The organism is Streptomyces sp. NPDC042100 (assembly GCF_055582325.1).
Genome location: NZ_JBVJDK010000009.1, coordinates 320871 through 347166 on the forward strand (window position 1 = coordinate 320871; position 26296 = coordinate 347166).

General features: G+C 72.8%; 25 protein-coding genes. 14 read left to right on the top strand and 11 right to left on the bottom strand.

Annotation, left to right across the window (positions count from 1 at the left end):
• Window positions 1-157 precede the first annotated feature (157 nt).
• The 4 genes from tilS to folE all read left to right on the top strand — a co-directional run bounded on the left by tilS (window position 158) and on the right by folE (window position 4702).
• The gene (tilS, locus tag ACZ6J5_RS22315; RefSeq protein WP_469394068.1) at window positions 158-1222 is read left to right on the top strand and encodes a tRNA lysidine(34) synthetase TilS; all 1065 of its coding nucleotides are present in this window, start codon (window positions 158-160) and stop codon (window positions 1220-1222) included.
• Window positions 1223-1264: 42 nt separating this feature from the next.
• Window positions 1265-1804: a hypoxanthine phosphoribosyltransferase gene (hpt, locus tag ACZ6J5_RS22320; RefSeq protein WP_345530466.1), complete on the top strand. Its 540-nt coding sequence runs from the start codon at window positions 1265-1267 to the stop codon at window positions 1802-1804.
• Window positions 1805-1968: 164 nt separating this feature from the next.
• Entirely contained in the window at window positions 1969-3993 is a 2025-nt protein-coding gene (gene ftsH / locus ACZ6J5_RS22325) for an ATP-dependent zinc metalloprotease FtsH (RefSeq protein WP_469394070.1), read from the top strand.
• Between the two features lie 103 nt (window positions 3994-4096).
• Window positions 4097-4702, top strand: a complete 606-nt coding sequence (folE, locus tag ACZ6J5_RS22330) for a GTP cyclohydrolase I FolE (RefSeq protein WP_469394072.1) — start codon at window positions 4097-4099, stop codon at window positions 4700-4702.
• Window positions 4703-4812: 110 nt separating this feature from the next.
• Here folE and ACZ6J5_RS22335 read toward each other — a convergent pair whose 3' ends face one another.
• From ACZ6J5_RS22335 to ACZ6J5_RS22360, 6 genes are all read right to left on the bottom strand, one after another.
• Window positions 4813-5301: a DUF3180 domain-containing protein gene (locus tag ACZ6J5_RS22335; protein ID WP_469394074.1), complete on the bottom strand. Its 489-nt coding sequence runs from the start codon at window positions 5299-5301 to the stop codon at window positions 4813-4815.
• Window positions 5302-5349: 48 nt separating this feature from the next.
• Window positions 5350-5949, bottom strand: a complete 600-nt coding sequence (gene folK / locus ACZ6J5_RS22340; protein ID WP_469394076.1) for a 2-amino-4-hydroxy-6-hydroxymethyldihydropteridine diphosphokinase — start codon at window positions 5947-5949, stop codon at window positions 5350-5352.
• Window positions 5946-6305, bottom strand: coding sequence for a dihydroneopterin aldolase (folB, locus tag ACZ6J5_RS22345; RefSeq protein ID WP_132917724.1), 360 nt, complete (start codon window positions 6303-6305; stop codon window positions 5946-5948). Before folB ends, folK begins: the two co-directional genes overlap by 4 nt.
• 133 nt (window positions 6306-6438) lie before the next feature.
• The gene (locus ACZ6J5_RS22350; protein WP_469394078.1) at window positions 6439-6912 is read right to left on the bottom strand and encodes a nuclear transport factor 2 family protein; all 474 of its coding nucleotides are present in this window, start codon (window positions 6910-6912) and stop codon (window positions 6439-6441) included.
• Complete coding sequence (folP, locus tag ACZ6J5_RS22355; protein ID WP_469394080.1) at window positions 6909-7769, bottom strand: dihydropteroate synthase; 861 nt, start codon at window positions 7767-7769, stop codon at window positions 6909-6911. The genes ACZ6J5_RS22350 and folP overlap by 4 nt, the downstream gene beginning before the upstream one ends.
• Window positions 7770-7819: 50 nt before the next feature.
• A complete protein-coding gene (locus ACZ6J5_RS22360) occupies window positions 7820-9664 on the bottom strand; it encodes a phosphatidylglycerol lysyltransferase domain-containing protein (RefSeq protein WP_469394082.1) in 1845 nt (614 codons plus the stop codon).
• Window positions 9665-9833: 169 nt separating this feature from the next.
• Between ACZ6J5_RS22360 and ACZ6J5_RS22365 the strand changes: the two genes are divergently transcribed.
• The gene (locus ACZ6J5_RS22365) at window positions 9834-10946 is read left to right on the top strand and encodes an alpha/beta hydrolase (RefSeq protein WP_469394084.1); all 1113 of its coding nucleotides are present in this window, start codon (window positions 9834-9836) and stop codon (window positions 10944-10946) included.
• Here ACZ6J5_RS22365 and ACZ6J5_RS22370 read toward each other — a convergent pair.
• Window positions 10933-11979 carry an ABC transporter ATP-binding protein gene (locus ACZ6J5_RS22370; RefSeq protein WP_469394086.1) on the bottom strand — a complete coding sequence of 349 codons (1047 nt, stop codon included), beginning with the start codon at window positions 11977-11979 and terminating at the stop codon, window positions 10933-10935. The two genes, ACZ6J5_RS22365 and ACZ6J5_RS22370, sit on opposite strands and share 14 nt — an antisense overlap.
• Window positions 11980-12174: 195 nt before the next feature.
• On the opposite strand from ACZ6J5_RS22370, the gene ACZ6J5_RS22375 reads away from it, so the two are divergent.
• From ACZ6J5_RS22375 to ACZ6J5_RS22390, 4 genes are all read left to right on the top strand, one after another.
• The gene (locus ACZ6J5_RS22375) at window positions 12175-12864 is read left to right on the top strand and encodes an ABC transporter permease (RefSeq protein ID WP_469394088.1); all 690 of its coding nucleotides are present in this window, start codon (window positions 12175-12177) and stop codon (window positions 12862-12864) included.
• Between the two features lies 1 nt (window position 12865).
• Entirely contained in the window at window positions 12866-13531 is a 666-nt protein-coding gene (locus ACZ6J5_RS22380) for an ABC transporter permease (protein WP_469394090.1), read from the top strand.
• Between the two features lie 33 nt (window positions 13532-13564).
• Window positions 13565-14554 (top strand): ABC transporter substrate-binding protein, encoded by a 990-nt coding sequence (locus tag ACZ6J5_RS22385; protein ID WP_469394092.1) that lies wholly within the window; start codon window positions 13565-13567, stop codon window positions 14552-14554.
• 130 nt (window positions 14555-14684) lie between these two features.
• Window positions 14685-15755: a hypothetical protein gene (locus ACZ6J5_RS22390; RefSeq protein ID WP_469394094.1), complete on the top strand. Its 1071-nt coding sequence runs from the start codon at window positions 14685-14687 to the stop codon at window positions 15753-15755.
• A gap of 39 nt (window positions 15756-15794) precedes the next feature.
• Here the strand turns inward: ACZ6J5_RS22390 and ACZ6J5_RS22395 are convergent, their stop codons facing one another.
• The gene (locus tag ACZ6J5_RS22395; RefSeq protein ID WP_469394096.1) at window positions 15795-16937 is read right to left on the bottom strand and encodes an NADH-quinone oxidoreductase subunit D; all 1143 of its coding nucleotides are present in this window, start codon (window positions 16935-16937) and stop codon (window positions 15795-15797) included.
• A gap of 5 nt (window positions 16938-16942) precedes the next feature.
• A complete protein-coding gene (locus ACZ6J5_RS22400; protein ID WP_469394098.1) occupies window positions 16943-17926 on the bottom strand; it encodes an SAM-dependent methyltransferase in 984 nt (327 codons plus the stop codon).
• Between the two features lie 97 nt (window positions 17927-18023).
• Here ACZ6J5_RS22400 and ACZ6J5_RS22405 point away from each other — a divergent pair, with 97 nt between their 5' ends.
• Both ACZ6J5_RS22405 and ACZ6J5_RS22410 read left to right on the top strand, forming a co-directional pair.
• Window positions 18024-19226 (top strand): sensor histidine kinase, encoded by a 1203-nt coding sequence (locus ACZ6J5_RS22405; RefSeq protein WP_469394100.1) that lies wholly within the window; start codon window positions 18024-18026, stop codon window positions 19224-19226.
• Window positions 19227-19260: 34 nt separating this feature from the next.
• Window positions 19261-19941, top strand: a complete 681-nt coding sequence (locus ACZ6J5_RS22410; RefSeq protein ID WP_469394102.1) for a response regulator — start codon at window positions 19261-19263, stop codon at window positions 19939-19941.
• Between the two features lie 65 nt (window positions 19942-20006).
• Here ACZ6J5_RS22410 and ACZ6J5_RS22415 read toward each other — a convergent pair whose 3' ends face one another.
• Complete coding sequence (locus tag ACZ6J5_RS22415) at window positions 20007-21098, bottom strand: DUF5937 family protein (RefSeq protein WP_469394104.1); 1092 nt, start codon at window positions 21096-21098, stop codon at window positions 20007-20009.
• 262 nt (window positions 21099-21360) lie between these two features.
• Window positions 21361-22554: a threonine aldolase family protein gene (locus ACZ6J5_RS22420; RefSeq protein ID WP_469394106.1), complete on the bottom strand. Its 1194-nt coding sequence runs from the start codon at window positions 22552-22554 to the stop codon at window positions 21361-21363.
• 125 nt (window positions 22555-22679) lie between these two features.
• On the opposite strand from ACZ6J5_RS22420, the gene ACZ6J5_RS22425 reads away from it, so the two are divergent.
• The 3 genes from ACZ6J5_RS22425 to ACZ6J5_RS22435 are packed head-to-tail and all read left to right on the top strand — an operon-like array spanning window position 22680 to window position 26295.
• A complete protein-coding gene (locus ACZ6J5_RS22425; protein ID WP_469394108.1) occupies window positions 22680-23609 on the top strand; it encodes a Rossmann-like and DUF2520 domain-containing protein in 930 nt (309 codons plus the stop codon).
• Window positions 23606-24613, top strand: a complete 1008-nt coding sequence (gene panC, locus ACZ6J5_RS22430) for a pantoate--beta-alanine ligase (RefSeq protein WP_469394110.1) — start codon at window positions 23606-23608, stop codon at window positions 24611-24613. The genes ACZ6J5_RS22425 and panC overlap by 4 nt, the downstream gene beginning before the upstream one ends.
• Complete coding sequence (locus tag ACZ6J5_RS22435) at window positions 24610-26295, top strand: L-aspartate oxidase (RefSeq protein WP_469394112.1); 1686 nt, start codon at window positions 24610-24612, stop codon at window positions 26293-26295. Before panC ends, ACZ6J5_RS22435 begins: the two co-directional genes overlap by 4 nt.
• Window position 26296: the final 1 nt, after the last annotated feature.

Here is a 26296-nt window from a genome sequence, read left to right on the forward strand (position 1 = left end):
CCCGTCCGAGGGACCGTAGACGGCGGGTAAGGCGTGCAATGCTCGGGTAACGGCCAGGTTCTGTCACCATCGTCGCACTCTGAGTGACCGAACCCCCACTTCCGACCGTTAAGACTCCGACCGAGGCACTGCACTCTCTCCACGAAGGGCACCGGACATGGGTCCCCATCCTGCGGTCGCGGCGATACGCCTGGCGGTCCGCCGCGTACTCCACGACGTTCTCACCGAGCACACCACCGAGCACACCACCCCGCACCACACCCGGCCCGCCGACGGCGGCCACCACGGCCGGCCCGACGGCACCCCCCCCACCCCCCTGGTCCTCGTCGCCTGCTCCGGCGGCGCCGACTCCATGGCACTCGCCTCCGCCCTCGCCTTCGAGGCCCGCAAACTGGACCTCCGCGCCGGCGGCGTCACCGTCGACCACGGCCTCCAGACCGGCTCCGGCCAGCGCGCCCGCGAGGTCGCCGACCGCATGACCGCCCTCGGCCTCGACCCCGTCGAATCCGTCGCCGTCACCGTCGGCCGCGACGGCGGCCCCGAAGCCGCCGCCCGCGACGCCCGCTACGCCGCCCTCGACGCGGCCGCCGAGCGCCACGGCGCCACCGCGATCCTCCTCGGCCACACCCGCGACGACCAGGCCGAGACCGTCCTCCTCGGACTCGCCCGAGGCTCCGGCATCCGCTCCCTCTCCGGCATGGCCGCCGTCTCCGGCACCGCGGGCCGCTACCGCCGCCCCTTCCTGGAGCTCGACCGCCAGACCGTCCGCAAGGCCTGCATCGCCCAGGAGCTCGCCGTCTGGGACGACCCCCACAACAGCGACCCCGCCTACACCCGCTCCCGCCTCCGCCACGAGGGCCTCCCCGCCCTTGAGAAGGCGCTCGGCAAGGGAGTCGTCGAAGCCCTCGCCCGGACGGCCCAGCTCTCCCGCGACGACGCCGACGCCCTCGACTCCTGGGCCGCCGACGCCGAAGCCTCCGTACGGGACGACACCGGCCGTCTCGAATGCGCCAAACTCTTCGGACTCCCGCCCGCCGTCCGCCGCCGCGTCCTGCGCCGCGCCGTCATCGCCGAGGGCGCCCCCGCCGGATCCCTCTTCGCCCGCCACATCGAAGAGGTCGACCGGCTCATCACCGGCTGGCGCGGCCAGGGAGCCATCAACCTGCCCGGGCGCGTCGAGGCGCGCCGCCAGGGTGGCAGACTGGTCATCCGGCAAGGCTGACGCAAGGCTGCAACGAAAGTGACCCGGGTGAACGAGAAGGACATGGGCACCGACCTCAAGTCGGTGCTCATCACCAAGGAAGAGATCGACGCGAAGCTCGCCGAGCTCGCCGCGAAGATCGACACGGAGTACGCGGGCAAGGACCTGCTCATCGTCGGCGTCCTCAAGGGCGCCGTGATGGTGATGGCGGACCTGGCGCGCGCGCTGTCCACCCCCGTCACCATGGACTGGATGGCCGTCTCCTCCTACGGCGCGGGCACCCAGTCGTCCGGCGTCGTCCGCATCCTCAAGGACCTCGACACCGACATCAAGGGCAAGCACGTCCTGATCGTCGAGGACATCATCGACTCGGGCCTGACCCTGTCCTGGCTCCTGTCCAACCTCGGTTCGCGCGAGCCGGCCTCCCTGGAGGTCTGCACCCTGCTGCGCAAGCCGGACGCGGCCAAGGTCGCCATCGACGTGAAGTGGATCGGCTTCGACATCCCGAACGAGTTCGTCGTCGGATACGGCCTCGACTACGCCGAGAAGTACCGCAATCTCCCGTTCGTCGGCACCCTCGCCCCGCACGTCTACGGCGGCTGACCAGCGGCCGCCCCAAGGGGAACCCGCGCCGTCTTCTCCCCGTTGAAGCGAGGGAAGACGGCCGCCGGTGACAATGCTGGGGTACCGTCCGAAGAACAGCTTTTTTCTCACTCAGCGGCATTTACCTACGGGCAGGAGGGACGGGGCGCTCGCGCCCCGTATGGATGGACGTGAAGCGATACTTCCGTGGGCCGGTCATGTGGATCGTGCTGGCCGTCCTCGCCGTGGTCGTGCTGATGCAGGTCGTCGGCTCGTCCGAGGGCTACAAGACGGTGGACACCGGCCAGGTCGTCCAGGCGATCGACAAGAACCAGGTCAAGCAGGCAAGGCTGACCACGGGTGACGAGCAGATCATCAAGATCGACCTCGTCGACGGTCAGCAGATCAACAAGAGCGGCAAGGTCCAGGCCAGCTACATCGGCACCCAGGGCGCCGACCTCGCCGACAAGCTGCAGGAGAAGTTCGAAGCCGGCCAGATCGAGAAGGGTTACACCGTCTCGCCGACGAAGCAGTCCCCGTTCGTCTCGGTCCTGCTCTCGCTCCTGCCCTTCGTCCTCATCGTGGTCGTCTTCCTCTTCCTGATGAACCAGATGCAGGGCGGCGGCTCCCGCGTCATGCAGTTCGGCAAGTCCAAGGCGAAGCTCATCACCAAGGACACCCCGAAGACCACCTTCGCCGACGTCGCGGGCTCCGACGAGGCCGTCGAGGAACTCCACGAGATCAAGGAGTTCCTCCAGGAGCCGGCCAAGTTCCAGGCCGTCGGCGCGAAGATCCCCAAGGGCGTCCTGCTCTACGGCCCGCCCGGCACCGGCAAGACGCTCCTCGCGCGCGCCGTGGCCGGCGAGGCCGGCGTGCCGTTCTACTCCATCTCCGGTTCCGACTTCGTCGAGATGTTCGTCGGTGTCGGCGCCTCCCGCGTCCGCGACCTCTTCGAGCAGGCCAAGGCCAACGCCCCGGCCATCGTCTTCGTCGACGAGATCGACGCGGTCGGCCGCCACCGCGGCGCCGGCCTCGGCGGCGGACACGACGAGCGCGAGCAGACGCTCAACCAGCTGCTCGTCGAGATGGACGGCTTCGACGTGAAGGGCGGCGTCATCCTGATCGCCGCCACGAACCGCCCCGACATCCTCGACCCCGCGCTCCTGCGCCCGGGCCGCTTCGACCGGCAGATCGCCGTCGACCGCCCCGACATGCAGGGCCGCCTGGAGATCCTCAAGGTCCACCAGAAGGGCAAGCCCGTCGCCCCCGACGTGGACCTCGGCGCCGTCGCCCGCCGCACCCCCGGCTTCACCGGCGCGGACCTCTCCAACGTCCTCAACGAGGCGGCGCTCCTCACCGCCCGCAGCGATCAGAAGCTGATCGACAACAAGGCGCTGGACGAGGCGATCGACCGCGTGGTCGCGGGCCCGCAGAAGCGGACCCGGATCATGTCGGACAAGGAGAAGAAGATCACCGCGTACCACGAGGGCGGTCACGCCCTGGTCGCGGCGGCCTCGCCGAACTCCGACCCCGTCCACAAGATCACCATCCTGTCCCGAGGCCGTGCCCTGGGCTACACGATGGTCCTGCCGGACGAGGACAAGTACTCGACCACCCGCAACGAGATGCTCGACCAGCTGGCCTACATGCTGGGCGGGCGCGCGGCGGAGGAGCTCGTCTTCCACGACCCGACCACGGGCGCGGCGAACGACATCGAGAAGGCGACGGCCACCGCCCGCGCGATGGTCACGCAGTACGGCATGACCGAGCGGCTCGGCGCCATCAAGTTCGGCGGCGACAACACCGAGCCCTTCCTGGGCCGCGAGATGGCGCACCAGCGCGACTACTCGGAAGAGGTCGCCGCGCTGGTCGACGAAGAGGTCAAGAAGCTCATCGAGACCGCGCACAACGAGGCGTGGGAGATCCTGGTCGAGAACCGCGACATCCTCGACAACCTGGTCCTGGCGCTCCTGGAGAAGGAGACCCTGGGCAAGGAGGAGATCGCCGAGATCTTCGCCCCCATCGTCAGGCGCCCGGCCCGCCCGGCCTGGACGGGTTCGGCCCGCCGCACCCCGTCCACCCGCCCGCCGGTCCTCTCCCCGAAGGAGCTGGCCCTGACCAACAGTGCCAACGGCTCCTCCTCGGCGGCGACCCCGGTCGACACCACCAAGGCCACGGACGCCCTTCCCGAGGAGCACCCCGAGGTCTGACCCGGATCCCCGGACCCGGAATGGATGCCGCGCCCCCACAGGTTCTAGCCTGTGGGGGCGCGGCGCATCCGCGTCATGTTCAGACATACGGAACGAGGCACAGATGACCGACCCGGTGACGCTGGACGGCGACAGCCCGATCGGCGAATTCGACGAGAAGCGCGCCGAGAACGCGGTCCGTGAGCTCCTCATCGCGGTCGGCGAGAACCCGGACCGCGAGGGCCTGCGGGAGACGCCGGCGCGGGTGGCGCGGGCGTACAGGGAATTGTTCGCCGGGCTCTGGCAGAAGCCGGAGGACGTCCTGACCACGACGTTCGATCTCGGACACGACGAGATGGTCCTCGTGAAGGACATCGAACTCATGTCCCAATGTGAACATCATTTGCTGCCGTTCCACGGCGTAGCCCACATCGGCTACATCCCCGCCGACACGGGCAAGATCACCGGACTGTCGAAGCTGGCGCGCCTCGTGGACGTCTTCGCCCGCCGGCCGCAGGTGCAGGAGCGCCTGACGACGCAGATCGCCGACTCGCTCATGAGCATCCTCGACGCGCGTGGCGCGATCGTCGTCATCGAGGCCGAACACATGTGCATGGGCGTACGCGGCGTCCGCAAGCCCGGCGCCAAGACGACGACCTCGGCGGTACGTGGCCAGCTGCGTGACGCCACTACACGAGCCGAGGCCATGTCCCTGATACTGGCCCGTTAGCAGCGGAGCGTCCGTCCTCCTCCATACCGTCCGGATCAGTCGGGTCGATCGCTGATCAGGGGGCGGTATGGGGTGCGGGCTTTCCAGCAGCGCGGTTCACGCCGTAGGCGTCAGCTCGCGGGGGCCCGGTCCGGGCCGTCGCCGTTCTCGTCGTCCGGGAGCTTGCAGACGCGTTCCAGGAAGAAGGCGGCGGCGATGACGGCCAGGCCGGCCAGGACGGCGAAGGCCGCGTAGAGGGCCTGGTCGCGGCGGGCGGGGATGTCGAGGGAGCCGAGGAGGAAGACGCCCGCGCCGCCGTACATGCCGGCGACCAGGGCGGCCACCAGGGCGCTGGCCTGGCCGAAGACGACCGCGCGGGCGGCCATCAGGGGTTCGACGGCCTTGGCGCCGGGGCGGCGCTCACGCTGGGCCCTGAGGCGGGCGCGCAGCGAGAGGGCGGTGGCGGTGAGGACGACGGCGATGGCCGCCAGCACGATGGGCGCGGCGAGCGGCACGCTGGGCAGCGTGCCGACAGAGTCCCACAGCCGCGCGGCGCCCCAGGAGAGGACGCCGGCGACGACGAAGAGTCCGGCGAGCACCTTGAGCCGCAGTTGTTTCACCGGGTGTCCTTCGCGTGGCGGGGCGACGATCTCTGACGAGCGTAACGACTAGTCCGGGAGTCTGAGTTCCAGGTCGGTGCGCGGCGTGACGCCGTCCTGGCCGAGGGCGGCGAGGAGCTCGGCGACGGTGCCGTGACCGGGGAGCTGGGCCTCCGGGTCCACGTCGTGCCAGGGGGCGAGGACGAAGGCGCGCTGGTGGGCGCGGGGGTGCGGGAGGGTGAGCTCCGGGTCGGCGGAGACGACGTCGGCGTACGTGACGATGTCGACGTCGATGGTGCGGGCGCCCCAGCGTTCCTCGCGGACGCGGTGGAAGGCCTCCTCGACGGCGTGGGCCCGCTCCAGGAGGGAGGACGGGGGGAGGGTGGTCTTCACGAGGATGACCGCGTTGAAGTACGAGGGCTGGCTGCCGGGCTCGACGCCCCAGGGCTCCGTCTCGTACACGCGGGAGACCGCCTTGACCCGCAGGCCGGGGGTGTCTTCCAGCGCGTCCACGGCGCCCTGGAGGGTCTCCAGGCGGTTGCCGAGGTTGGCGCCGAGGGCGAGGACGGCCCATTTGGGGTTGGAGAGCGTGATGTCGGCGGCGTCCACGGCGGCGGTCACGGCCGCCGGCACGGGCTGGACGGTCGGATCGCTGTGCTGGGGCTTCATGCGCGGCTCCGGGTGATGGTGACGGTCACGTCGTCGAAGGGGACCGTGATGGGCGCGTCCGGCTTGTGGACGACGACCTCGACCTCCTGGACTCCGGCGTGCTTGAGGCACTGCTGGGCGATGCGCTCGGCGAGGGTCTCGATGAGGTCGACGGGCTCGCCCTGGACGACGTCGACGACCTCCTCGGCGACCACGCCGTAGTGGACGGTCTTGGTGAGGTCGTCGCCGGCGGCGGCGGCGCGGGTGTCCAGGCCGAGGGTGAGGTCCACGATGAAGGTCTGGCCTTCCTCGCGCTCCTTGGGGAAGACGCCGTGGTGTCCTCGGGCCTTGAGGCCGCGCAGCGCGACACGATCCACGCGAATCACTCCTGCTGTCGTAGTTCGGGTGGCCACGCAGCCGGGTGCGGACGGCCGGGTGTCCACCCCCGAATCTACCTTCGGGTACCGACAGCCGGGGCGGCGGCCGGGGGTGTCCGGCCGCCGGGGGCGCTCAGTCGGCGGTGTCGGAGGGGTCTTCGGGGTCGTCGCCGTCGCTCTCGGGCATCACCGGGGAGCCGTGGTGGGACCACACCTTCCACCCCTCCGACGTGCGGCGGAACACGTTTGTGGCGACGACGAGCTGGCCGACGAGGGGGCCGAGGGAGGCGCCGTCCTCGGCGGGGCCGCCGCTGAGGATGTTCTCGGTGCACGTGACGACCGCCACGTCCGGGGTGAGGGCGACCTCGACGTCGGTGAGGAAGAACTGGATGTAGTCGGTGTTCGCCATGATCAGCGCGTACGAGCGGAGCACCTCGCCGCGGCCGGAGAGCACGGGCCAGCCGGGGTGGACGCAGGAGACGGGGACGGCGCCGTCGTCGAGCCAGAGTGCGGTCATGCCGTCGAAGTCGCCCTGTTCGAGTGCCTCGTAGAAGGCGGTGTTGGCGGCTTCGACGGCGGCGCGGTCGGCTTCGCGGGCGGGGCTCATCCGGCGCCCTCGACGGCTCTGGCGACGCGTACGGCGTCGGCGGTGGCGCGGACCTCGTGGACCCGGACGGCCCAGGCGCCCTCGTGGGCGGCGATGGCGGAGACGGCGGCGGTGGCGGCGTCGCGTTCGCGCGCGGGCGGCGGGGCGGCGCCGTCGTGGGCGAGGACGTGGCCGAGGAAGCGCTTGCGGGAGGCGGCGACCAGGAGGGGGCGGCCGAGGGCGCGCAGCCGGGGGAGGTGGGCGAGGAGGGCGAGGTCGTGGGGGGCGAGCTTGGCGAAGCCGAGGCCGGGGTCGAGGACGATGCGCTCGGGGGCGACGCCGCCGTCGACGACGGCCTCCATCCGGGTGCGGAGCTCGTCGACGACCTCGCCGACGACGTCCTCGTAGACGGCGAGGCTGTTCATGTCCGCGCTGAAGCCGCGCCAGTGCATGACGACGAAGGGGACCTCGGCGGCGGCGACGGCGGGGATCATGCCGGGGTCGGCGAGGCCGCCGCTGACGTCGTTGACGAGGGTGGCGCCGGCGGCGACGGCCTGGGCGGCGACGGCGGCGCGCATGGTGTCGACGGAGACGGTGACGCCTTCGGCGGCGAGGCCGCGGACGACGGGGATGACCCGGCGGAGCTCCTCGTCGGCGTCGACGCGGCTGGCGCCGGGGCGGGTGGACTCGCCGCCGACGTCGATGAGGTCGGCGCCCTGCGCGGCGAGGTCGAGGCCGTGTTTGACGGCGGCCGTGGTGTCGAACCAGCGGCCGCCGTCGGAGAAGGAGTCGGGGGTCACGTTGACCACGCCCATGACCGCGCAGCGGTCCCACTCCGGCAGGCCGAGCGCCGTGCCCCGGCCGATCGTCGTACTCATGTGTTCAGCCTAGGGGGTGTCTGCCCCTGCCCCCGGGCTCACGCGGCGGCTCAGGCCGCGTGGACCTCGGGCTGGTCGGCCTGGCCGGGGACGATGTGGGCGCAGGGGCGGGGGGCCGGGCGGTGGGAGCGGCGGCGGAAGGGGCGGGGGAGGGCGACGTTGACGAAGCCTTCGGCCTGCATGGCGGCGAAGCCGATGCGGGGGAGGTCGCGGCTTTTGCGGTAGACGACGAAGCGGGGCTCCCAGCGGGGCTGGAACTTGGCGTTGAACTTGTAGAGCGACTCGATCTGGAACCAGCGGGAGAGGAAGACGAGGAGGCCGCGCCAGAGGCGCAGGACGGGGCCGGCGCCGATCTTCTCGCCGCGGGCGAGGGCCGCGCGGAACATGGCGAAGTTGAGGGAGACGTGCTTGATGCCGAGGCGGGGGGCGTCCTGGAGGGAGGCGACGATGAGCAGCTCGTTCATGCCGGGGTCGGCGGAGCGGTCGCGGCGCATGAGCTCCAGGGACATGCCGTCCTTGCCCCAGGGGACGAAGTGGATGATCGCCTTCAGGTCGCCGTAGGGGGAGTCGGCGTTCTCGGGCTCGTCTTTGTGGGCGGTCGCTATGACGGCGTCGCCGTCGCCGGCGTCGCCGATGCGGCCGAGCGCCATGGAGAAGCCGCGTTCGGTGTCGGTGCCGCGCCAGTCCTCGGCGGCGCGGCGGACCCGCGCGAGTTCGCCGTCGCTGAGGTCGGCGACGCGGCGGACCTTGGTGGTGTAGCCGTTGCGCTCGATCCGCTTGACCATCTGGCGGACGTTGCGCATGGCGCGGCCGGAGAGGGAGAAGTCGGCGACGTCGACGACGGCCTCGTCGCCGAGTTCGAGGGCGTCGAGTCCGGTCTCGCGGGTCCAGACCTGGCCGCCGGTCTCGGAGCAGCCCATGACGGCGGGGGTCCAGGAGTGGGCCTTGGCCTCGTCCATGAAGCGCTCGATGGCGCCGGGCCAGGCCTCGACGTCGCCGATGGGGTCGCCGCTGGCGAGCATGACGCCGGAGACGACGCGGTAGCAGACGGCGGCCTTGCCGCTGGGGGAGAAGACGACGCCCTTGTCGCGGCGGAGCGCGAAGTGGCCGAGGGAGTCGCGGGCGCCGTGCTTGTCGAGGAGGGCCCGCAGCCGGGTCTCGTCGTCCTCGGTGAGCCGGGCGGCGGGGTGCTCGGGCCGGAAGGCGAGGTAGATGGTGGTGAGGGCGGTGAGCATGCCGAGCGCGCCGAGCGAGTAGCCGACGGTCCAGTCGACGTTGCCGGTGTAGGCGACGGGGCCTTCTACGCCGAAGAGGCCGTACAGCACGTGTTCGAGGCGGTCGGTGAGGCTGGGGCTGCCGACGACCCGGCGCGGGTGGGCGCTGACGATCACGAGGCCGAGCAGGATGGACCCGGCGCCCATGAGGACGAAGTTGGCGAGGGCCCGCCAGCGGCTGCGCGGGTCGGGCAGCGCGGCGAACTGGTCCCGGTGGCGTACGAGCAGGGCGAGGAGCGCGACGGAGAGCAGCGCTCCGGTGATCGAGTGGCGCCAGAGGAACTGGGCGACCGTGCCGATCGGCAGCAGGACCACGGCGGCCCGCCAGGCGCGGCGCTTGTTGCGCTTGAGGCCGTGGGCGAGGAGCAGCAGCAGGACGCCGGCGCTGAGCGAGAGGGCCGCGGAGAGCGGGCCCAGGGTGCCGGGCAGGATCTCGGCGACCGCGTGCATGCGGCTGGCGCGGAACCGTGGGAAGACCCCCGCGGCGACGTCGATCAGCCCGATCAGCGTGCAGGCCGTTCCGATGAACGCGGGGACCTTTTCCGGTCGGGGTCCGCGCAGAATCCGGCGTACACGATCCGGAACCGATCCGGACTTGTCCCCATCTACCGTGACAGACATCGCTTCCCGTGCTTCCCGTGGCTCCGCGAGAGATCGTTGATCCGGTAGGGCGCGCGGGTCGGGTACCTACCGGAGGTTTGCGCCCTCTAGGACGGAGCAGCGATGGGGCGGGTTCACTGACCGCCATGGAAATTTCAGGGAAAAATCAGGCAGAAAGCTCGGACGTCTCATGGGTCTCACCAGCAACACGGTTCTCGCGGTGGCGGTCACGCTCGCCGTGCTGCTCTTCGCCGCCACGGTCTGGCTGTGGCCGAAGCTGGCGCGCGGCGGCTGGCGGCAGGTCCTCGGACGGGTCGGCCTGCTGCTCGCCACCCAGGTGGCCCTGTTCGCGTCGGTCGGTCTCGCCGCCAACAACTCCTTCCTCTTCTACGGCTCCTGGGCGGACCTCTTCGGCCAGGAGCAGGACATGGGCGTGGTCGTCGACCACGCGGCCGGCTCCAAGGACATCAAGGTCGTCGGCACCCAGGCGCTGGACGTGCCGGGCGGCGGGCGTCCCTCGGTCGGCGGACAGATACAGAAGATCGTCATAGCGGGCGAGAAGTCGGGGATCGACTCCCCGGCGTACGTGTACCTCCCGCCGGAGTACTTCCAGGGGCGGTACGCCAAGTCCACGTTCCCCGCCGCCGTGGTGCTGACCGGCTACCCGGGCACGGCCGAGAACCTGCTGAAGGGCCTCAGATACCCCAAGACGGCCTACCAGCAGGCCAAGGACAAGAAGATGCAGCCGATGATCCTGGTGATGCTGCGGCCGACGGTCGCGCCGCCCCGGGACACCGAGTGCGTCGACGTGCCCGGCGGGCCGAAGACGGAGACCTTCTTCGCCCAGGACCTGCCGAAGGCGGTCTCGGAGACCTACCGGGTCGGCACGAACCCGCGGAACTGGGGCTTCATGGGCAACTCCACCGGCGGCTACTGCGCCCTGAAGATCGTGCTGCACCACCCGGACCGCTTCTCGGCGGGCGCGGGCTTCTCGGCGTACTACCAGGCGGCGGACGACGTCACGACCGGCGACCTGTTCCACGGCGACGACGCCGCCCGCAAGCGGGCCGACCTGCTGTGGAGCCTGGACCACCTGCCCCAGGGCCCGACGTCCTTCCTGGTGACCACGTCCCTGCACGGCGAGGGCAACCTCAAGGGCACCCGGGACTTCATCAAGAAGGTGAAGGACCCGGCGAAGGTCTCCTCGATCACGCTGGACAGCGGCGGCCACAACTTCAACACGTGGAACCGCGAGATCCCGCCGGGCCTCGTCTGGATGGGCAGCCGGCTCAGCGCGAGCTGAGCTCCGGCCGGGCCCGGCGCAGCGCCCGGTGCACCCCGTCCGTGCTGAGCGAGCCGAGCACCCGGGCCGGGTCGCCGGGGGCGTGCACCGCGATCCGGCCGCCGTCGTGCTGGAGGAGCAGCGCGAGCGCGTCCTTCAGGGAGGCGCCCAGGGGGAGGGCGGGGGCCGCGTCCGTGGTTCGCGCGGCTGTCGCGGCGGCTTCGCCGGAGCCGTCCGCGCGGGGCGGGGTTTCCGGGGCCGCGTCCCCCGCGCGGGGCGCCGGTTCCAGGTCCGCCTCCGTCACCGGGGTGACCGCCAGCCGCTTGAGACCGCGGTCCGCGCCGACGAAGTCGGCCACGTACGGGGTGGCCGGGGCGCCCAGCACCCGGGCCGGGGTGTCGAACTGCTCGATGCGCCCCTGCCCGTACACGGCGATCCGGTCGCCCAGCCGGACGGCCTCCTCCAGGTCGTGGGTGACCAGCAGCACCGTCTTGCGGACGGTCGCCTGGAGGTTCAGGAACTCGCTCTGCAGCCGCTCCCGCACCACCGGGTCCACGGCCCCGAACGGCTCGTCCATCAGCAGCACCGGCGGGTCCGCGGCCAGCGCGCGGGCCACCCCGACCCGCTGCCGCTGCCCGCCCGAGAGCTGCTCCGGATAGCGGTGGCCGAAGACCGCCGGGTCCAGGCCGACCAGGTCCAGCAGCTCGGCGGCCCGCTCGCGGGCCCGCGCCTTCTTCCAGCCGAGCAGCGCGGGCACGGTGGCCGTGTTGTCCAGGACCGTGCGGTGCGGGAAGAGCCCGACCTGCTGGATCACGTACCCGATGGTGCGGCGCAGCCGTACGGGGTCGACGGCGGACACGTCCTCGCCGCCCAGCAGGATCCGCCCCGAGGTCGGCTCGACGAGCCGGTTGACCATCTTCATCGTGGTCGTCTTGCCGCAGCCGGACGGGCCGACGAGGGTCACCAGCTCGCCCTCGGCGACCTCGAAGGAGAGGTCGTCGACGGCGGTGGTCCCGTCCGCGTACCGCTTGGTCACCTTCTCGAACCGGATCATGGTTCCCCATTCTGACCGTTCGCGGACCGGCTTGTGTGAAGGAAGTATTTCCACATTGTGGCGTTCCCCGGTGAGTGTCGGTGCCGGGGGTTAGGGTCGCCAGGCAGGTGACGGACATGTGTTCGTGGACGTGCGTGGGCGTTCGCCGACGCTCGCGGACGGTCACACAAGCTCGTGGCGAGGGGGGAGGCGCGCATGGCCGGGACGAACTGCCTGGTGACGAACGACTGGATCTGCGGCGAGTATCTGCGCACCCGCTCCCAGGAGCTCACCGACGCCACCGTCCAGCATGTGGGAATCACGGCGGTCTCCGTCCTCATCGGGATCGCCGTCGCCTTCCCGCTCGCGCTGCTCGTGCGCTCCCGCCCCCGGCTGTCCGGCGCCGTCCTCGGCCTCACCACGCTGCTCTACACGATCCCCTCGCTCGCGATGTTCTCGCTGCTGCTGCCCCTGCTCGGGCTGTCCTCGGCGCTGGTCGTCACGGGCCTGGTGCTCTACTCGCTGACCATCCTGGTCCGGGGCGTCCTGGCCGGCCTCGCCGCCGTGCCCGCCGAGACCAGGGAGGCCGCGCGGGGCATGGGCTACGGGCCGGGCCGGATGCTCTGGGAGGTCGAGCTGCCGCTCGCGCTGCCCGCCCTGATGGCCGGTGTCCGGATGGCGACGGTCTCCACGATCGCGCTCACCACGATCGGCTCCCTGGTGGGCCGCGGCGGCCTCGGCAACCTCATCGAGGACGCCCTGCCCACCTTCTTCAAGGCGCAGGTGCTCACCGCCTCCGTGCTGTGCGTGCTGCTCGCCGTCGTCGCCGACCTGCTGCTCCTCGGCCTCCAGCGGCTCCTGACGCCCTGGACCCGGGTCCGGGCCGGCCGGGCGGGGGGTGCCTGAGATGGGAGTCGTCACCGACACCTGGTCCTGGCTCACCACCGGAGCCAACTGGGCCGGCGAGAGCGGCGTCTGGCACCGCCTCACCGAGCACCTGTACGTGAGCGGGCTCGCCCTGCTCGTCGCCTGCGCCCTGGCGCTGCCCCTGGGCCTGTGGCTCGGACACCTCGGCAAGGGCGGGGCGCTCGCCGTCAACCTCTCCAACGTGGGCCGGGCCGTCCCGGTCTTCGCCGTCCTCGCCCTCTTCATGGTCTCGCCGCTGCGCAACGCGGGGTACGTGCCGACGGTCGTCGCGCTCGTCCTCTTCGCGATCCCGCCGCTGCTCACCCACGCCTACGTGGGGGTGCGCGAGGTGGACCGCGCGGTGGTGGAGGCCGCGCGCGGGATGGGCATGTCGGGCGGGCAGCTCTTCCGCGGGGTGGAACTGCCGCTGGCCCGGCCGATGCTGATGGCCGGTCTGCGCTCGGCCGCCGTGCAGGTGGTCGCCACCGCGACCATCGCCGCCATGGTCGGCCAGGGCGGCCTCGGGCGGATCATCACCGCCGGATTCAACACGTACGACACGCCGCAGGTGGTCGCGGGCGCGGTGCTCGTGGCGCTGCTCGCGCTCCTCGTGGAGGCGCTGCTGGTGGCCGCGGACCGGCTGCTCGGGCGCGGACTGCCGCGCTGACCGGACAACGACGTCAAACGCTTGAGATGTGGGATGGGTGATCGTGTGAGCAGGACCTCGCGAATCGCGGGTGCGGTCGTGGGCATGGCGGCGCTGACGGTTTCGCTGGCCGCGTGCGGCGGCGACAGCCTGGAGAAGTCGAAGTCCGGCGGCGCCTCGGCGGCCGACGGCGGGAGCAAGGGCTCCCTGGTCGTCGGCGCGGCGGCCTTCACCGAGTCGAAGGTCCTCGCCGAGCTCTACGCCCAGGCGCTGGACGCCGCCGGGTACGACGCGAGCGTCACCACGGTGAAGAACCGCGAGCTGTACGAGCCGTCCCTGGAGAAGGGCGAGATCGACGTCGTACCGGAATACGCGGCGACGCTCGCGGAATTCCTCAACGCCAAGGTGAACGGGCCGAAGGCGCCCGAGGAGAAGCCGGTCGCCTCCGGTGACCCGGCCGCCACCACCGAGGCGCTGAAGAAGCTCGCCGAGCCGCGCGGACTGAAGGTGCTCGCGGTCGGCGAAGCCGTCGACCAGAACGCCTTCGCGGTGAGCCGGGAATTCGCGGAGAAGAACAACCTGAAGACCCTTTCCGACCTCGGTCGCGCCAAGCTCAAGGTGAAGATCGCGGCCGGTGACGAATGCGAGGTCCGCCCCTTCTGCGCGCCCGGCCTGAAGAAGACCTACGGCATCGACGTCACCGGCGTGGACCCCAAGGGCGTCGGCACCCCGCAGGCCAAGCAGGCGGTCAAGGACGGCATCGACCAGCTGGTCCTCACCACCACCACGGACGCGACCGTCGACTCCTTCGGCCTGGTCTTCCTGGAGGACGACAAGAAGCTCCAGAACGCGGACAACGTGCTGCCCGTGGTCAATGCGAAGGACGCCGGATCTCCGGAGATCGCCGCCGCCCTCGACAAGATCACCAAGGTTCTGACGACGGCGGATCTCGCCGAACTCAACCGCAAGGTCGACGCCGAGCGGGCGAAGCCGGAGGACGTCGCCAAGGCCTATCTGGAGTCGAAGGGGCTGCTCAAGAAGTAGGCACGCCGGGAGGGGAATCGGAGCGATTGACTCCGGAATCGCTCCACTCCGGGCCGAGACGGCGAGAACTCGCCAAGAGATTGCCGGGGCGAGGCCCCATCCGGCGCCTACGCACGGTAAATTTCAGGCCATGCCACGTGGACGCCACCGCCATTCCTCGCCCCTGCACAAGCTCCTGCCGCCCTCGGCGGTCGCCGGGGCGTCGGTCCTGTGCGCCGCGGGCGCCTGGCTGCTCGGCGACACGCTGGTGCTCAGACTGCTCGTCGCCGCCGTGGCGACCGTCGCCGTCGCCGGCGCGGTCGTCATGCGCGGCTGGGACCACAGCGCCGGCCGCCAGGTCGCCGAGCTCAACCGGGCCCGCACGGCCGACCAGTGGAAGCACGACGAGCGCGTCGCCGAGCTGGAGTCCGACCTGGAGGAGTCCCGCGAGCTGCGCGCCCGCCTCGACGCCAAGCTGCGCGCCAAGCGGGTCGAGCTCGCCGGGCTGCGCGGCGAGCACGCCGACCTGCTGCGCCGCTACGCGACCGCCGAGACCGAGCGCGCCAGCGCCCTCGAAGGCCGCCGCGTGCTCGCCCTGGAGGCGGCCGCCCCGGAGACCAAGGCCCTGCCCGCCGCCGGCACCGCCCTGACCGCCGAGACCTACCGCAAGGCCGCGGAGGCGCTGCGGGACCTGGCGGCACGGGGGGAGCGCCGGGAGAGCGCCGAGGCCGCTTCCGAGCACACCGCCGAGCACACCGCCGAGCACGCCGCCGACGCCGCCGTGGACGGCGCCGTGGCCGGCGAGCGCGGTGCGGACGGTGAGCACGGCGTGGACGGCGAGCAGGCCGTGGACGGCGAGCAGGGCGAGGCCCCCGCTGGCGAGGCGCCCGTCGCCGAGGCCCCCGTCGCCGGTGACGAGCACACCAAGGCGCCCGCCATGCGGCACGTGCCGGCCGCCGCCGCGATCGTCCCGTACGCCGCCCGCCGGCCCGCCCCCCGCCCCGCGGGAGGCTTCGACTACTTCGGCACCCAGAAGACCGCCGCCGCGATCGAGGCCGTCCAGGACGCCGACCTCGCCGACGTCGTGGGCGAGGAGGTCCTCGCGACCGTCACCCGCCCCGCCCCCGAGCAGCGCGTCGTCGGCCAGGTCATCGACCTCACCGCGCACGACGAGACCGAGCAGCTCGACGTCGCCGAACTGCGCGGAGCGGTCAACTCCTAGCCGCCCAGCCGCCCAGCCTCCTCACCGGGACGCCGACGGCTACTTGTCGATGTCGCCGACGACGAAGAACAGCGATCCCAGGATCGCCACCATGTCGGCGACCAGCGTCCCGGGCAGCAGCTCCGCCAGCGCCTGGATGTTGTTGTACGACGCCGAGCGCAGCTTCAGCCGGTACGGGGTCTTCTCGCCCTTGGAGACCAGGTAGTAGCCGTTGATGCCCAGCGGGTTCTCGGTCCAGGCGTACGTGTGCCCCTCCGGCGCCTTGAGGACCTTCGGCAGCCGCTGGTTGATCGGCCCCCTCGGCAGCTCCTCGATCCGGTCCAGGCACGCGTCGGCGAGCTCCAGCGCGTTGTGCGTCTGGTCCAGCAGGCACTCGAAGCGGGCCAGGCAGTCGCCCTCGGTCCGGGTCACCACCCGCAGCACGTCCTGGAGCTCCCCGTACGCCAGGTACGGCTCGTCCCGGCGCAGGTCGAAGTCGACGCCCGAGGCGCGCGCGATCGGCCCCGACACGCCGTAGCCGTGCACCGCCTCCCGCGACAGGACCCCGACCCCGCGGGTCCGGCCCCGGAAGATCTCGTTGCCGAGCACCAGCCGGTCGTACACGTCCATCCGCGAGCGCACGTCCGCGACCGCCTGCCGGGCCCGGCCCAGCCACCCCGCCGGCAGGTCCTCCTTGAGGCCGCCGACCCGGTTGAACATGTAGTGCATCCGGCCGCCCGAGACCTCCTCCATCACCGTCTGGAGCTCCTCGCGCTCCCGGAAGGCGTGGAAGACGGGGGTGATGCCGCCCAGTTCGAGGGGGTACGAGCCGAGGAACATCAGGTGGTTCAGCACCCGGTTCAGCTCGGCCAGCAGGGTGCGGGTCCACACCGCCCGCTCCGGGACCTCCATGCCGAGCATCCGCTCCACGGCCATCACGACGCCCAGCTCGTTCGAGAACGCCGACAGCCAGTCGTGCCGGTTCGCCAGCATGACGATCTGGCGGTAGTCCCGCGCCTCGAACAGCTTCTCCGCGCCCCGGTGCATGTACCCGACCACCGGCTCCGCCTCGCGGACCACCTCGCCGTCGAGCACGAGCCGCAGCCGGAGCACCCCGTGCGTGGAGGGGTGCTGCGGGCCGATGTTCAGCACCATGTCGGTGCTCTCCGCCGCGCCGCCGATGCCGACCGTCGTCTCCGTCATGTGCATCAGTATCCCCCCGGGCCCCCGGCGTCCCGGACCCGCCGTACCAGCCACAGGAAGTCCCCCAGGCCCCCCGGCGCCAGCAGTTCCGCCGCCTCGCCCGCCGCCGCCAGCGCCCGGACGTAGGCCGCCGGGTCGCTCGACGCCAGCGCCAGCGGCGGGCGGGCCCCGGTCAGGCCCAGCTCCCTCAGCGCCTCGCGCTGGGTGACGATCTCCGCGCCCGAGGCCGCCGCGCACGCGTCCACCGCCACGTGCGCCGTCAGGTCGCCGCCGCCGTCCGGCACCGGGCGCACCTCCCGGCCCTCCCGGAAGCCCGTCAGCGTGCCGAAGGGCGGCCTCGACGCGCGGACGTGCCCGTAGTCCACCGCCACCGCCGTCCCCGCCGCCAGCGACGTCACCGCCGCCGCCCACGCCTCGTCCCTCGGGCGCCCGATCTCCGCCCGCTCCCCGGGCTCCCGCAGCGGCCACCAGCGCTCCAGCCACTCCGCGTCCGGGCCGGTCACCGGGGCGCCCAGCCGCTCCGTCCCGTCCGCCCGCACCTCGACCCGGCGCGCCGTCCCGTCCTCGTCCGCCTCCGCCACGTCCACCGGCACGTTGTCCAGCCACTCGTTCGCGAACAGCAGGCCCCGCTCGCCCTCCGGCACCCGGTCCGTCCAGACGATCCCCGGATCCAGGCCCGGCGGGCGGGCCGCCCGCTCCACCGCGTACGGGCGCACCCGCAGGCCCGGCGGCAGGGCCGCCAGCACCCCCGTCAGCAGCTCGCCCCGGCCCGCGCCCACGTCCACCAGCGCGAGCTCGTCCGTGCCGAGCTCCTCGGCCGTGCGCACCAGCAGCCGGGCCACCGCGCCCGCGAAGAGCGGCGAGGCGTGCACCGAGGTGCGGAAGTGGCCCGCCGGACCCTCCGGCCGCAGGAAGAAGCCCCCGGGGCCGTACAGCGCCCGCTCCGCGGCCTCGCGCCACCCCTGCCACTGACACGTCTCATCCGTCACGTGCCCCAGTCTCCACCTTGGGGAGTACGGGCCTCACGCGAAGGATCGCCCCCACGGTTGACCCCTGCACCTATCCCCTTTCCCTACGCTGGGTCACGTGCAGCGCCTCTACGACTTCCTCCGCAGACACCCGACCGGCGTCGACACCTTCTGGGCCGTCGTCCTGTTCGGGTTCTCCCTGCTGTGGGTCGGCGGGGGCGCCCCGTCCGGCACCGCCGTCACGGGATACATCGGGATCGCCGCGCTCTACTCGCTCGTCATCGCCCTGCGCCGGCGCCTGCCCGAGAAGATGCTGGTCCTCACGGTCCTCCTCGGGCTCGTCCAGCTCGCCTTCGGGGTCGTGCCGTTCATGGCCGACTTCGCCATGCTCGTGATCATCTACACCGTCGCCGCGCACGACGGGCCCCGCTGGGCCTCCCGGCTCGCCCTCGTCGGCGGGCTCTGCGCCGCCACCCTCTCCCAGCTGCGCTGGCCGCTGGAGGAGTCCCGCTCCTCCGCCGCCGCTGTCTTCTTCACCGTCATCATGACCGTGCCCTTCGCCCTCGCCTGGGTGCTCGGCGACTCCCTGCGGACCCGCCGCGCCTACTTCGCGCAGCTGGAGGAACGTGCCTCCCGCCTGGAGAAGGAGCGCGAGGCCCAGGCCAAGGTCGCCGTCGCGGCCGAGCGCGCCCGGATCGCCCGCGAGCTGCACGACGTCGTCGCCCACAACGTCTCCGTCATGGTCGTCCAGGCCGACGGCGCCGCCTACGTCATGGACTCCTCGCCCGAGACCGCCAAGCAGGCCCTGGAGACCATCGCCGGCACCGGCCGCCAGGCCCTCGCCGAGATGCGCCGGCTGCTCGGCATCCTGCGCACCGGCGAGCACCAGGAGGCCGGCGAGTACGTCCCCCAGCCCGACGTCCAGCAGATCGAGGACCTCGTCGAGCAGGTCCGAGGCGCCGGGCTCGCCGTCGACTTCAAGATCGAGGGCACCCCGCGCCCGCTGCCCAGCGGCGTCGAGCTCACCGCGTACCGGATCGTCCAGGAAGCCCTCACCAACAGCCGCAAGCATGGCGGCCCCGACGTCGGCGCCAGCGTCCGTCTGGTCTACTTCGACGACGGGCTCGGGCTGCTCGTCGAGGACGACGGGCGCGGCGCGCCGCAGGAGATGTACGAGGACGGCGGCGCCGACGGGCGCGGCCACGGCCTCATCGGCATGAGGGAGCGGGTCGGCATGGTCGGTGGCACCCTCGACGCGGGACCGAGGCCCGGCGGCGGGTTCCGCATCAGCGCCCTGCTTCCGCTCAAGTCCGCCCACTGAACCGAAGCCACCGACCGAAGACCGAAGGAACGCCATGTCCATCCGCGTGATGCTCGTCGACGACCAGGTGCTGCTGCGCACCGGCTTCCGCATGGTGCTCGCCGCCCAGCCCGACATGGAGGTCGTCGCCGAGGCGGGCGACGGCGTCGAGGCCCTTGAGGTGTTGCGCGCGACCGACGTCGACGTGGTGCTCATGGACGTGCGGATGCCCAAGCTCGACGGGGTCGAGACGACGCGGCGGATCTGCTCCCAGGACGGGGCGCCCAAGGTCCTGATCCTCACCACGTTCGACCTCGACGAGTACGCGTTCTCCGGGCTCAAGGCCGGGGCCAGCGGGTTCATGCTGAAGGACGTGCCGCCCGGCGAGCTCCTCGCCGCCATCCGCTCCGTCCACAGCGGCGACGCCGTCGTCGCGCCCTCCACCACCCGGCGGCTCCTCGACCGCTTCTCGCCCATGCTGCCCTCCACCGGGGCCGAGAGCCGCTCCGCCGACAACGGGCTCGACCGGCTCACCGACCGCGAGCGCGAGGTCATGCTCCTCGTCGCCCAGGGGCTCTCCAACGGGGAGATCGCCGCCCGCCTCGTCCTCTCCGAGGCCACCGTCAAGACGCACGTGGGGCGCATCCTCACCAAGCTCGATCTGCGCGACCGGGTGCAGGTCGTCGTGCTCGCCTATGAGACCGGGCTGGTTCGGGCCGGGGGCGGGGCCCTCTAGGGGCCTCCTCTTTTCCCGGGCTCTTCTGTTCCCGGGGCTCTTCTGTTCCCGGGGCTTCGCCCCGGCTAGCGCAGGACCGACTCCAGGAAGTCGCTGCCCAGTCTCGCCACCACCGGGAAGTCCAGCTGGTGCAGCACGTAGCGGCCCCTGCGCTGCGTCGTCAGCAGGCCCGCCTTCTTCAGGACCGTGAGGTGCCGGGAGACCTCCGGCGCCGTGATGCCGTACGCGTCCGCCAGCTCGCTTGTCGAGTACGCGCCCCTCGCCAGGCTCCGGCACAGGCGCATTCTCATCGGGTGCGCTATCGCCTCCAGGCGCGCCTTCACCGTCTCCACCGGCTCCACCCCGCCGACCTCGCGGGTCGCCGCCGGATACTGGATCACCGGCTGCCAGCCCGGCGCGCTCGTCGCGAACAGGTGGGGCCAGCCGAAGGCCGTCGGCACCAGCGTCACCGCCGTGCCCCGTGCCTCCGTCCGGCCGTGGACCAGCTTGTCCACGACGATCCTGCTGGTGCCGTGCGGGCCCTGCTCCAGGCTGAGCGCCGGGGACGCCGCCGTCAGCGCCTCCGCGAGGCCCTTGCGGCGCAGCAGCTCCGTCTTGTGGCGGGCGTCCGCCGCGAGCTGGACGCGGACCCGGCGCCAGGTGTCGGCGAAGAACGCGTCGTCGCAGTCCTCCAGGAGGCGGCGGATCCACGCCCGGGTCGCCGTCGGCTCGGCCAGCATCCGCTCCACGAACGCCGCCTGCTGCGGGCCCCGCGCGGCGGCCAGGTCGAGGGCGCGGCGGCGGCTCTGCTCGTTGACCAGCGGGGACGGGATGCCCTCCGAGTAGCGGGTGCTGCACGAGATCTCCAGGGCCGCGCCCACGAACTTCTCGTCGTCCAGACGGTCCAGGTCGTCCAGCTCCTCCGCCAGCGTCTCGCGCGGCTCGGCGGGCAGCAGGAAGTCCGAGCGGGTGGACCGCCACATGAAGTCGGCCTCGTGCAGGCGGTCCGCCAGCTCGGGCTTCAGGCCGGCGGAGGTCGCCGTCGTCCACGCGTGCAGCCTGGCGTGGTGGCCCGGCTCCGCCAGCGTGTGCAGGGCGTTGCCCAGCTCCGCCAGTGGCGAGGGGCAGAAGGAGATCCGCTCGTGCGGCAGTCCGGTGATGTCGATCGTCACGCTCACCCCCCTATGGTGCGGGGGCGGGGCGGGGTGCTGTCGCCTCATTTGACCAGGGGCGTCAATCGACGGGTGTCTTCGTCTTCAGGGGCGCACCTTGTGCTCATGAACGCACTTCACCAGTACCTCTTGGACAGCTATCGGGCCGAGCGGCGCGGGGACGCCCCGCCTCCCGTGCCGGGGCGCCACGACGCCGCCGTGTGGCGGAGCCTGTGGCGGCGGGTCGTGGGGGCCCCCGCTCCTGTCGGTTCTCGGCTGCCCCGGCGTACTACCGGGGCAGGTGGGACAGGTGGGACAGGAAGCGCCTGGCCGTCTCCTGCACGTCCTCCTCGGTCCACTTCAGGCCCGGGGCGCTGACCGTCACCTCCGTCAGCGACATGCCCGGCGGGCCGCCCGCCGGGGCCGGGAACCAGCGGCGGAACAGGGCCGTGCCCTCCGTCGCCAGGGCCAGCGACGCGGCGTTGAGCTCCTCCGCCGGGTACGGGAGCCACACCTGGAACTGGTGGGTGTGCGGCTGCTCCGGGTGGATCCGGGACCAGGGGGTGCCCTCTTCGGCGAAGGTCTCGCGCAGGGTCCGCGCCACCATGCGGGCGTGGGCCACGTACGAGGGGAGGGCCGGGAGCTCCGTTTCCAGGCCCCGCAGTGCCGACAGGGCCGCCGGGTACTGCTGGAAGACGTCGCCGCCGTAGCGGTGGCGCCAGACCCTGGCCTCCGCGATCAGGTCCTCGGGGCCTGCCAGCGCCGCCCCCGACATGCCTCCCAGCGACTTGTAGAAGCTCACGTAGACCGAGTCCGCCAGGGCCGCGATCTCGGGCAGCTCCTGGCCGAAATGCGTCGGCGTCTCCCACAGGCGCGCGCCGTCGAAGTGGATCACCGCGTCCCGCTCCCGGGCCGCCTCCACCACCTCGGTCAGCTCCTCCCAGCTCGGCAGCACGAAGCCCGCGTCCCGTAGCGGCAGCTCCAGCATCAGGGTGCCGAAGGGCTCCGGGTGGTCCCGTACCTCCTCCGCCGTGGGCAGCCGGGGGGACGTGGTGGGGTGGGTGGTGCGGAGGGCGCTGACCGAGGTGAAGGCCCCCTCCTCGTGCACCTCGGGGTGGGCCAGGGGGTGCAGGGCCACCGTCGGGTTGCCGGTGCGGGCCGCCCAGCAGCGCAGCGCCACCTGCTGGGCCATCGTGCCGGTCGGGAAGAACGCCGCCGCCGGGAAGCCGAGCGCGCGGGCGACCCGCGTCTCCAGCTCGGTGACCACGCCGTCGCCGTAGATGTCCAGCGGGGCGCCCGCGTGCTCGGTTCCCGCCGCCCAGTCGGCCAGCTCGCGCAGGCTCGCGGCCACCGTGCCGTCGGTGGAGGCGTCCCACAGGCGGCGGGGAGCCTCGCGCAGGGCCGTGCGGAGGGCCGCCGTCACGTCCGACACGTTCTCCTGGGGGCCTGGCGGCGTCTCTTCTGTTGCTTCCGATGTCGTCATGGGCAGATCTTCACACTGGTGCCCACACCCTGTGGACAGCCACGGGGGTGCGCGAAACGCTGGCGTAGCATGACCAGAAATCGTCCGGTACCCGCCGAGGACTGGAACGGAAGGCCGACCCGATCGTGAACGCACCACCAGAGACCCGGCACCACGCCGACCGCGCGGAGGACCGGCCCGCCCGGCTCACCGTGGGAGTCGTCGGAGCGGGACGGGTGGGACCCGTCCTCGCCGCCGCGCTGCGGCTCGCCGGACACCGGCCCGTCGCCGTGTCCGCCGTCTCGGACTCCTCCCGGCGCCGAGCCGCCGCCCTGCTGCCCGACGTGCCGGTGAAGGAGCCCGCCGAGGTCCTCGCCCTGTCCGACCTCGTCCTGCTCACCGTGCCCGACGACGCCCTGCCCGGGCTCGTCGAGGGGCTCGCCGAGACCGGGGCCGTGCGGCCGGGGCAGCTGATCGTGCACACCTCCGGGCGGTACGGGGTCCGGGTGCTGGACCCGGCGCGCCGGGCCGGCGCGCTGCCGCTCGCGCTGCACCCCGCCATGACCTTCACCGGCACCTCCGTGGACGTCCAGCGGCTGGCCGGCTGCTCCTTCGGCGTGACCGCCCCCGACGAGCTGCGGCTCGCCGCCGAGGCGCTGGTCATCGAGATGGGCGGAGAGCCCGAGTGGATCGCCGAGGAGAACCGGCCGCTGTACCACGCGGCCCTCGCCCTCGGCGCGAACCACCTGGTCACCCTGGTCGCCCAGGCCATGGAGCTGCTGCGCTCGGCGGGCGTCTCCGCGCCCGACCGGATGCTCGGGCCGCTGCTCGGCGCCGCGCTGGACAACGCGCTGCGGTCCGGCGACGCCGCCCTGACCGGGCCCGTCGCCCGGGGGGACGCCGGCACGGTCGCCGCGCACGTCGCCGAGCTGCACAAGCACGCGCCCGGCACCGTCGCCGGCTATCTGGCGATGGCCCGCGCGACCGCCGACCGGGCGCTCGCGCACGGACTGCTCAAGCCCGAGCTGGCCGAGGATCTGCTGGGCGTGCTCGCCGAGGGGGATGACCGACGATGACCTTGGCCTTGGCGCGTACGGGTGCGGAGCTGCGGGCGCTGAAGGGTGCCGGGCGGCGGGCCGTCGTCATGACCATGGGGGCCCTGCACGAGGGGCACGCCACGCTGGTGCGGGCCGCGCGGGAGCGGGCCGGCGCGGACGGGACCGTGGTCGTGACCGTCTTCGTCAACCCGCTGCAGTTCGGCGCGGGCGAGGACCTCGACCGCTATCCGCGCACCCTCGACGCCGACCTGGCGCTGGCCGAGGCGGCCGGCGCCGACGCCGTGTTCGCCCCGGCGGCCGACGAGGTCTATCCGGGCGGCGAGCCGCAGGTGCGGATCACCGCCGGGCCCATGGGAGAGCGCCTCGAAGGCTCCTCCCGGCCCGGCCACTTCGACGGGATGCTCACCGTCGTCGCCAAGCTCCTCCATCTGACCGGCCCCGGCCTGGCCTTCTTCGGGCAGAAGGACGCCCAGCAGCTGGCCCTGATCCGGCGCATGGTCCGGGACCTGAACTTCCCGGTCGAGATCGTCGGCGTGCCGACCGTCCGCGAGGCGGACGGCCTGGCCCTGTCCAGCCGCAACCGCTATCTGTCGGCCGAGGAGCGGCGTACGGCGCTGGCGCTGTCCCGCGCGCTGTTCGCCGCCCGGGACCGGCTGGCCGCCCAGGAGGCGCTGCGCGCCCGCGCGACGGCGCTGCCGGGCGCGCAGGGGCGGGGCGACGCCCGCGCGCAGGCACTGTCGCGGATCGGCGAGGCCCGTGCCGCGGCCGACGCCCACGCGGTCGCCCAGGCGGCCGAGAGCGGGGGCGCCGAGGCGGTGCGGGCCGCCGCCCGCGCGGTGCTGGACGAGGCGGCGCGCGCCGAACCGCCGCTCACCCTGGACTATCTGGCCCTGGTCGACCCGGCCGACTTCACCGAGGTCGAGGACGGGCACGACGGGGACGCGGTCCTCGCCGTCGCCGCGCGCGTGGGCAGCACGCGGCTCATCGACAACATCCCCCTCACGTTCGGAGCCGTGAAGTGACCGGAATACGGCTGCAGGCGCCCGCCCCGGGCTGGTCCATCGACGCCGACGTCGTCGTGGTCGGCTCGGGTGTCGCCGGGCTCACCGCCGCGCTGCGCTGCACCGCCGCCGGGCTGCGTACGGTCGTGGTGACCAAGGCGCTGCTCGACGACGGCTCGACCCGCTGGGCGCAGGGCGGCATCGCCGCGGCCCTCGGCGAGGGCGACACCCCGGAGCAGCACCTGGACGACACGCTGGTGGCGGGTGCCGGGCTCTGTGACGAGCGGGCCGTGCGGGCCCTGGTCACGGAGGGGCCGGACGCGGTGCGCCGGCTGATCGCGACGGGCGCCGACTTCGACCGTACGGACGAGGGCGAGATCGCGCTGACCCGCGAGGGCGGGCACCACCGGCGCCGGATCGCCCACGCGGGCGGCGACGCGACGGGCGCGGAGATCTCCCGGGCGCTGGTCGAGGCGATACGCGACCGGGGTGTGCGGACCATCGAGCACGCCCTCGTCCTGGACCTGCTGAAGGACGCCGAGGGGCGTACGGCGGGGGTCACGCTGCATGTGATGGGCGAGGGGCAGCACGACGGGGTCGGCGCCGTGCGGGCGCCCGCCGTGGTGCTCGCCACGGGCGGCATGGGGCAGGTGTTCTCGGCCACCACGAATCCGGCGGTCTCCACCGGTGACGGGGTCGCGCTGGCGCTGCGCGCGGGCGCGGAGATCTCGGACCTGGAGTTCGTGCAGTTCCATCCGACCGTGCTGTTCCTGGGCGCCGGCGCGGAGGGCCAGCAGCCGCTGGTCTCCGAGGCGGTGCGCGGGGAGGGCGCGCACCTCGTCGACGCGGACGGGGTCCGGTTCATGCTGGGGCAGCACGAGCTGGCCGAGCTGGCGCCCCGGGACATCGTGGCGAAGGCGATCACGCGCCGGATGCTGGAGCAGGGCACGGAGCACATGCTCCTGGACGCCCGGCACTTCGGCGCCGAGATGTGGGAGCGGCGCTTCCCGACGATCCTGGCGGCCTGCCGGGCGCACGGCATCGACCCGGTGACGGAGCCGGTCCCGGTGGCCCCGGCGGCCCACTACGCCTCCGGCGGGGTGCGGACGGACCTGTACGGCCGGACGACGGTGCCGGGCCTGTACGCGTGCGGCGAGGTCGCCTGCACGGGTGTGCACGGCGCGAACCGGCTGGCCTCGAACTCGCTGCTGGAGGGCCTGGTCTTCGCGGAGCGGATCGCCGAGGACATCACGGCGCACGGGCCGCACCGCGAGGGGCTGCCGGTCGCCGATGACGGATCGACCGTGCTGGCCCTGATCGGGCCGGAGGCCCGCCGGGACGTGCAGCGGACGATGACCGAGGGTGCGGGCGTGCTGCGGTCCGCGGCGAGCCTGTCCGACGCGGCCGACGCGCTGGAGGCGCTGCGGCTGGACGCGGAGGGCGACCGCAAGGCGGCCGTGCCCGGTGTGGACGCCTGGGAGACCACGAACCTGCTGTGTGTCGCCCGGGTCCTGGTGGCCGCCGCGCGGGAGCGCGAGGAGACCCGTGGCTGCCATTGGCGCGAGGACCGCCCCGAGCGGGACGACGAGCGCTGGCGGCGGCATCTGGTCGTGCGCCTGACGTCCGACCGCCGACTGGTGGTCCGGCGTACCGCCACCGCAGACTTTCCTCCCGTAAGCCCCGACGCATCCATGGAGCCGTAGC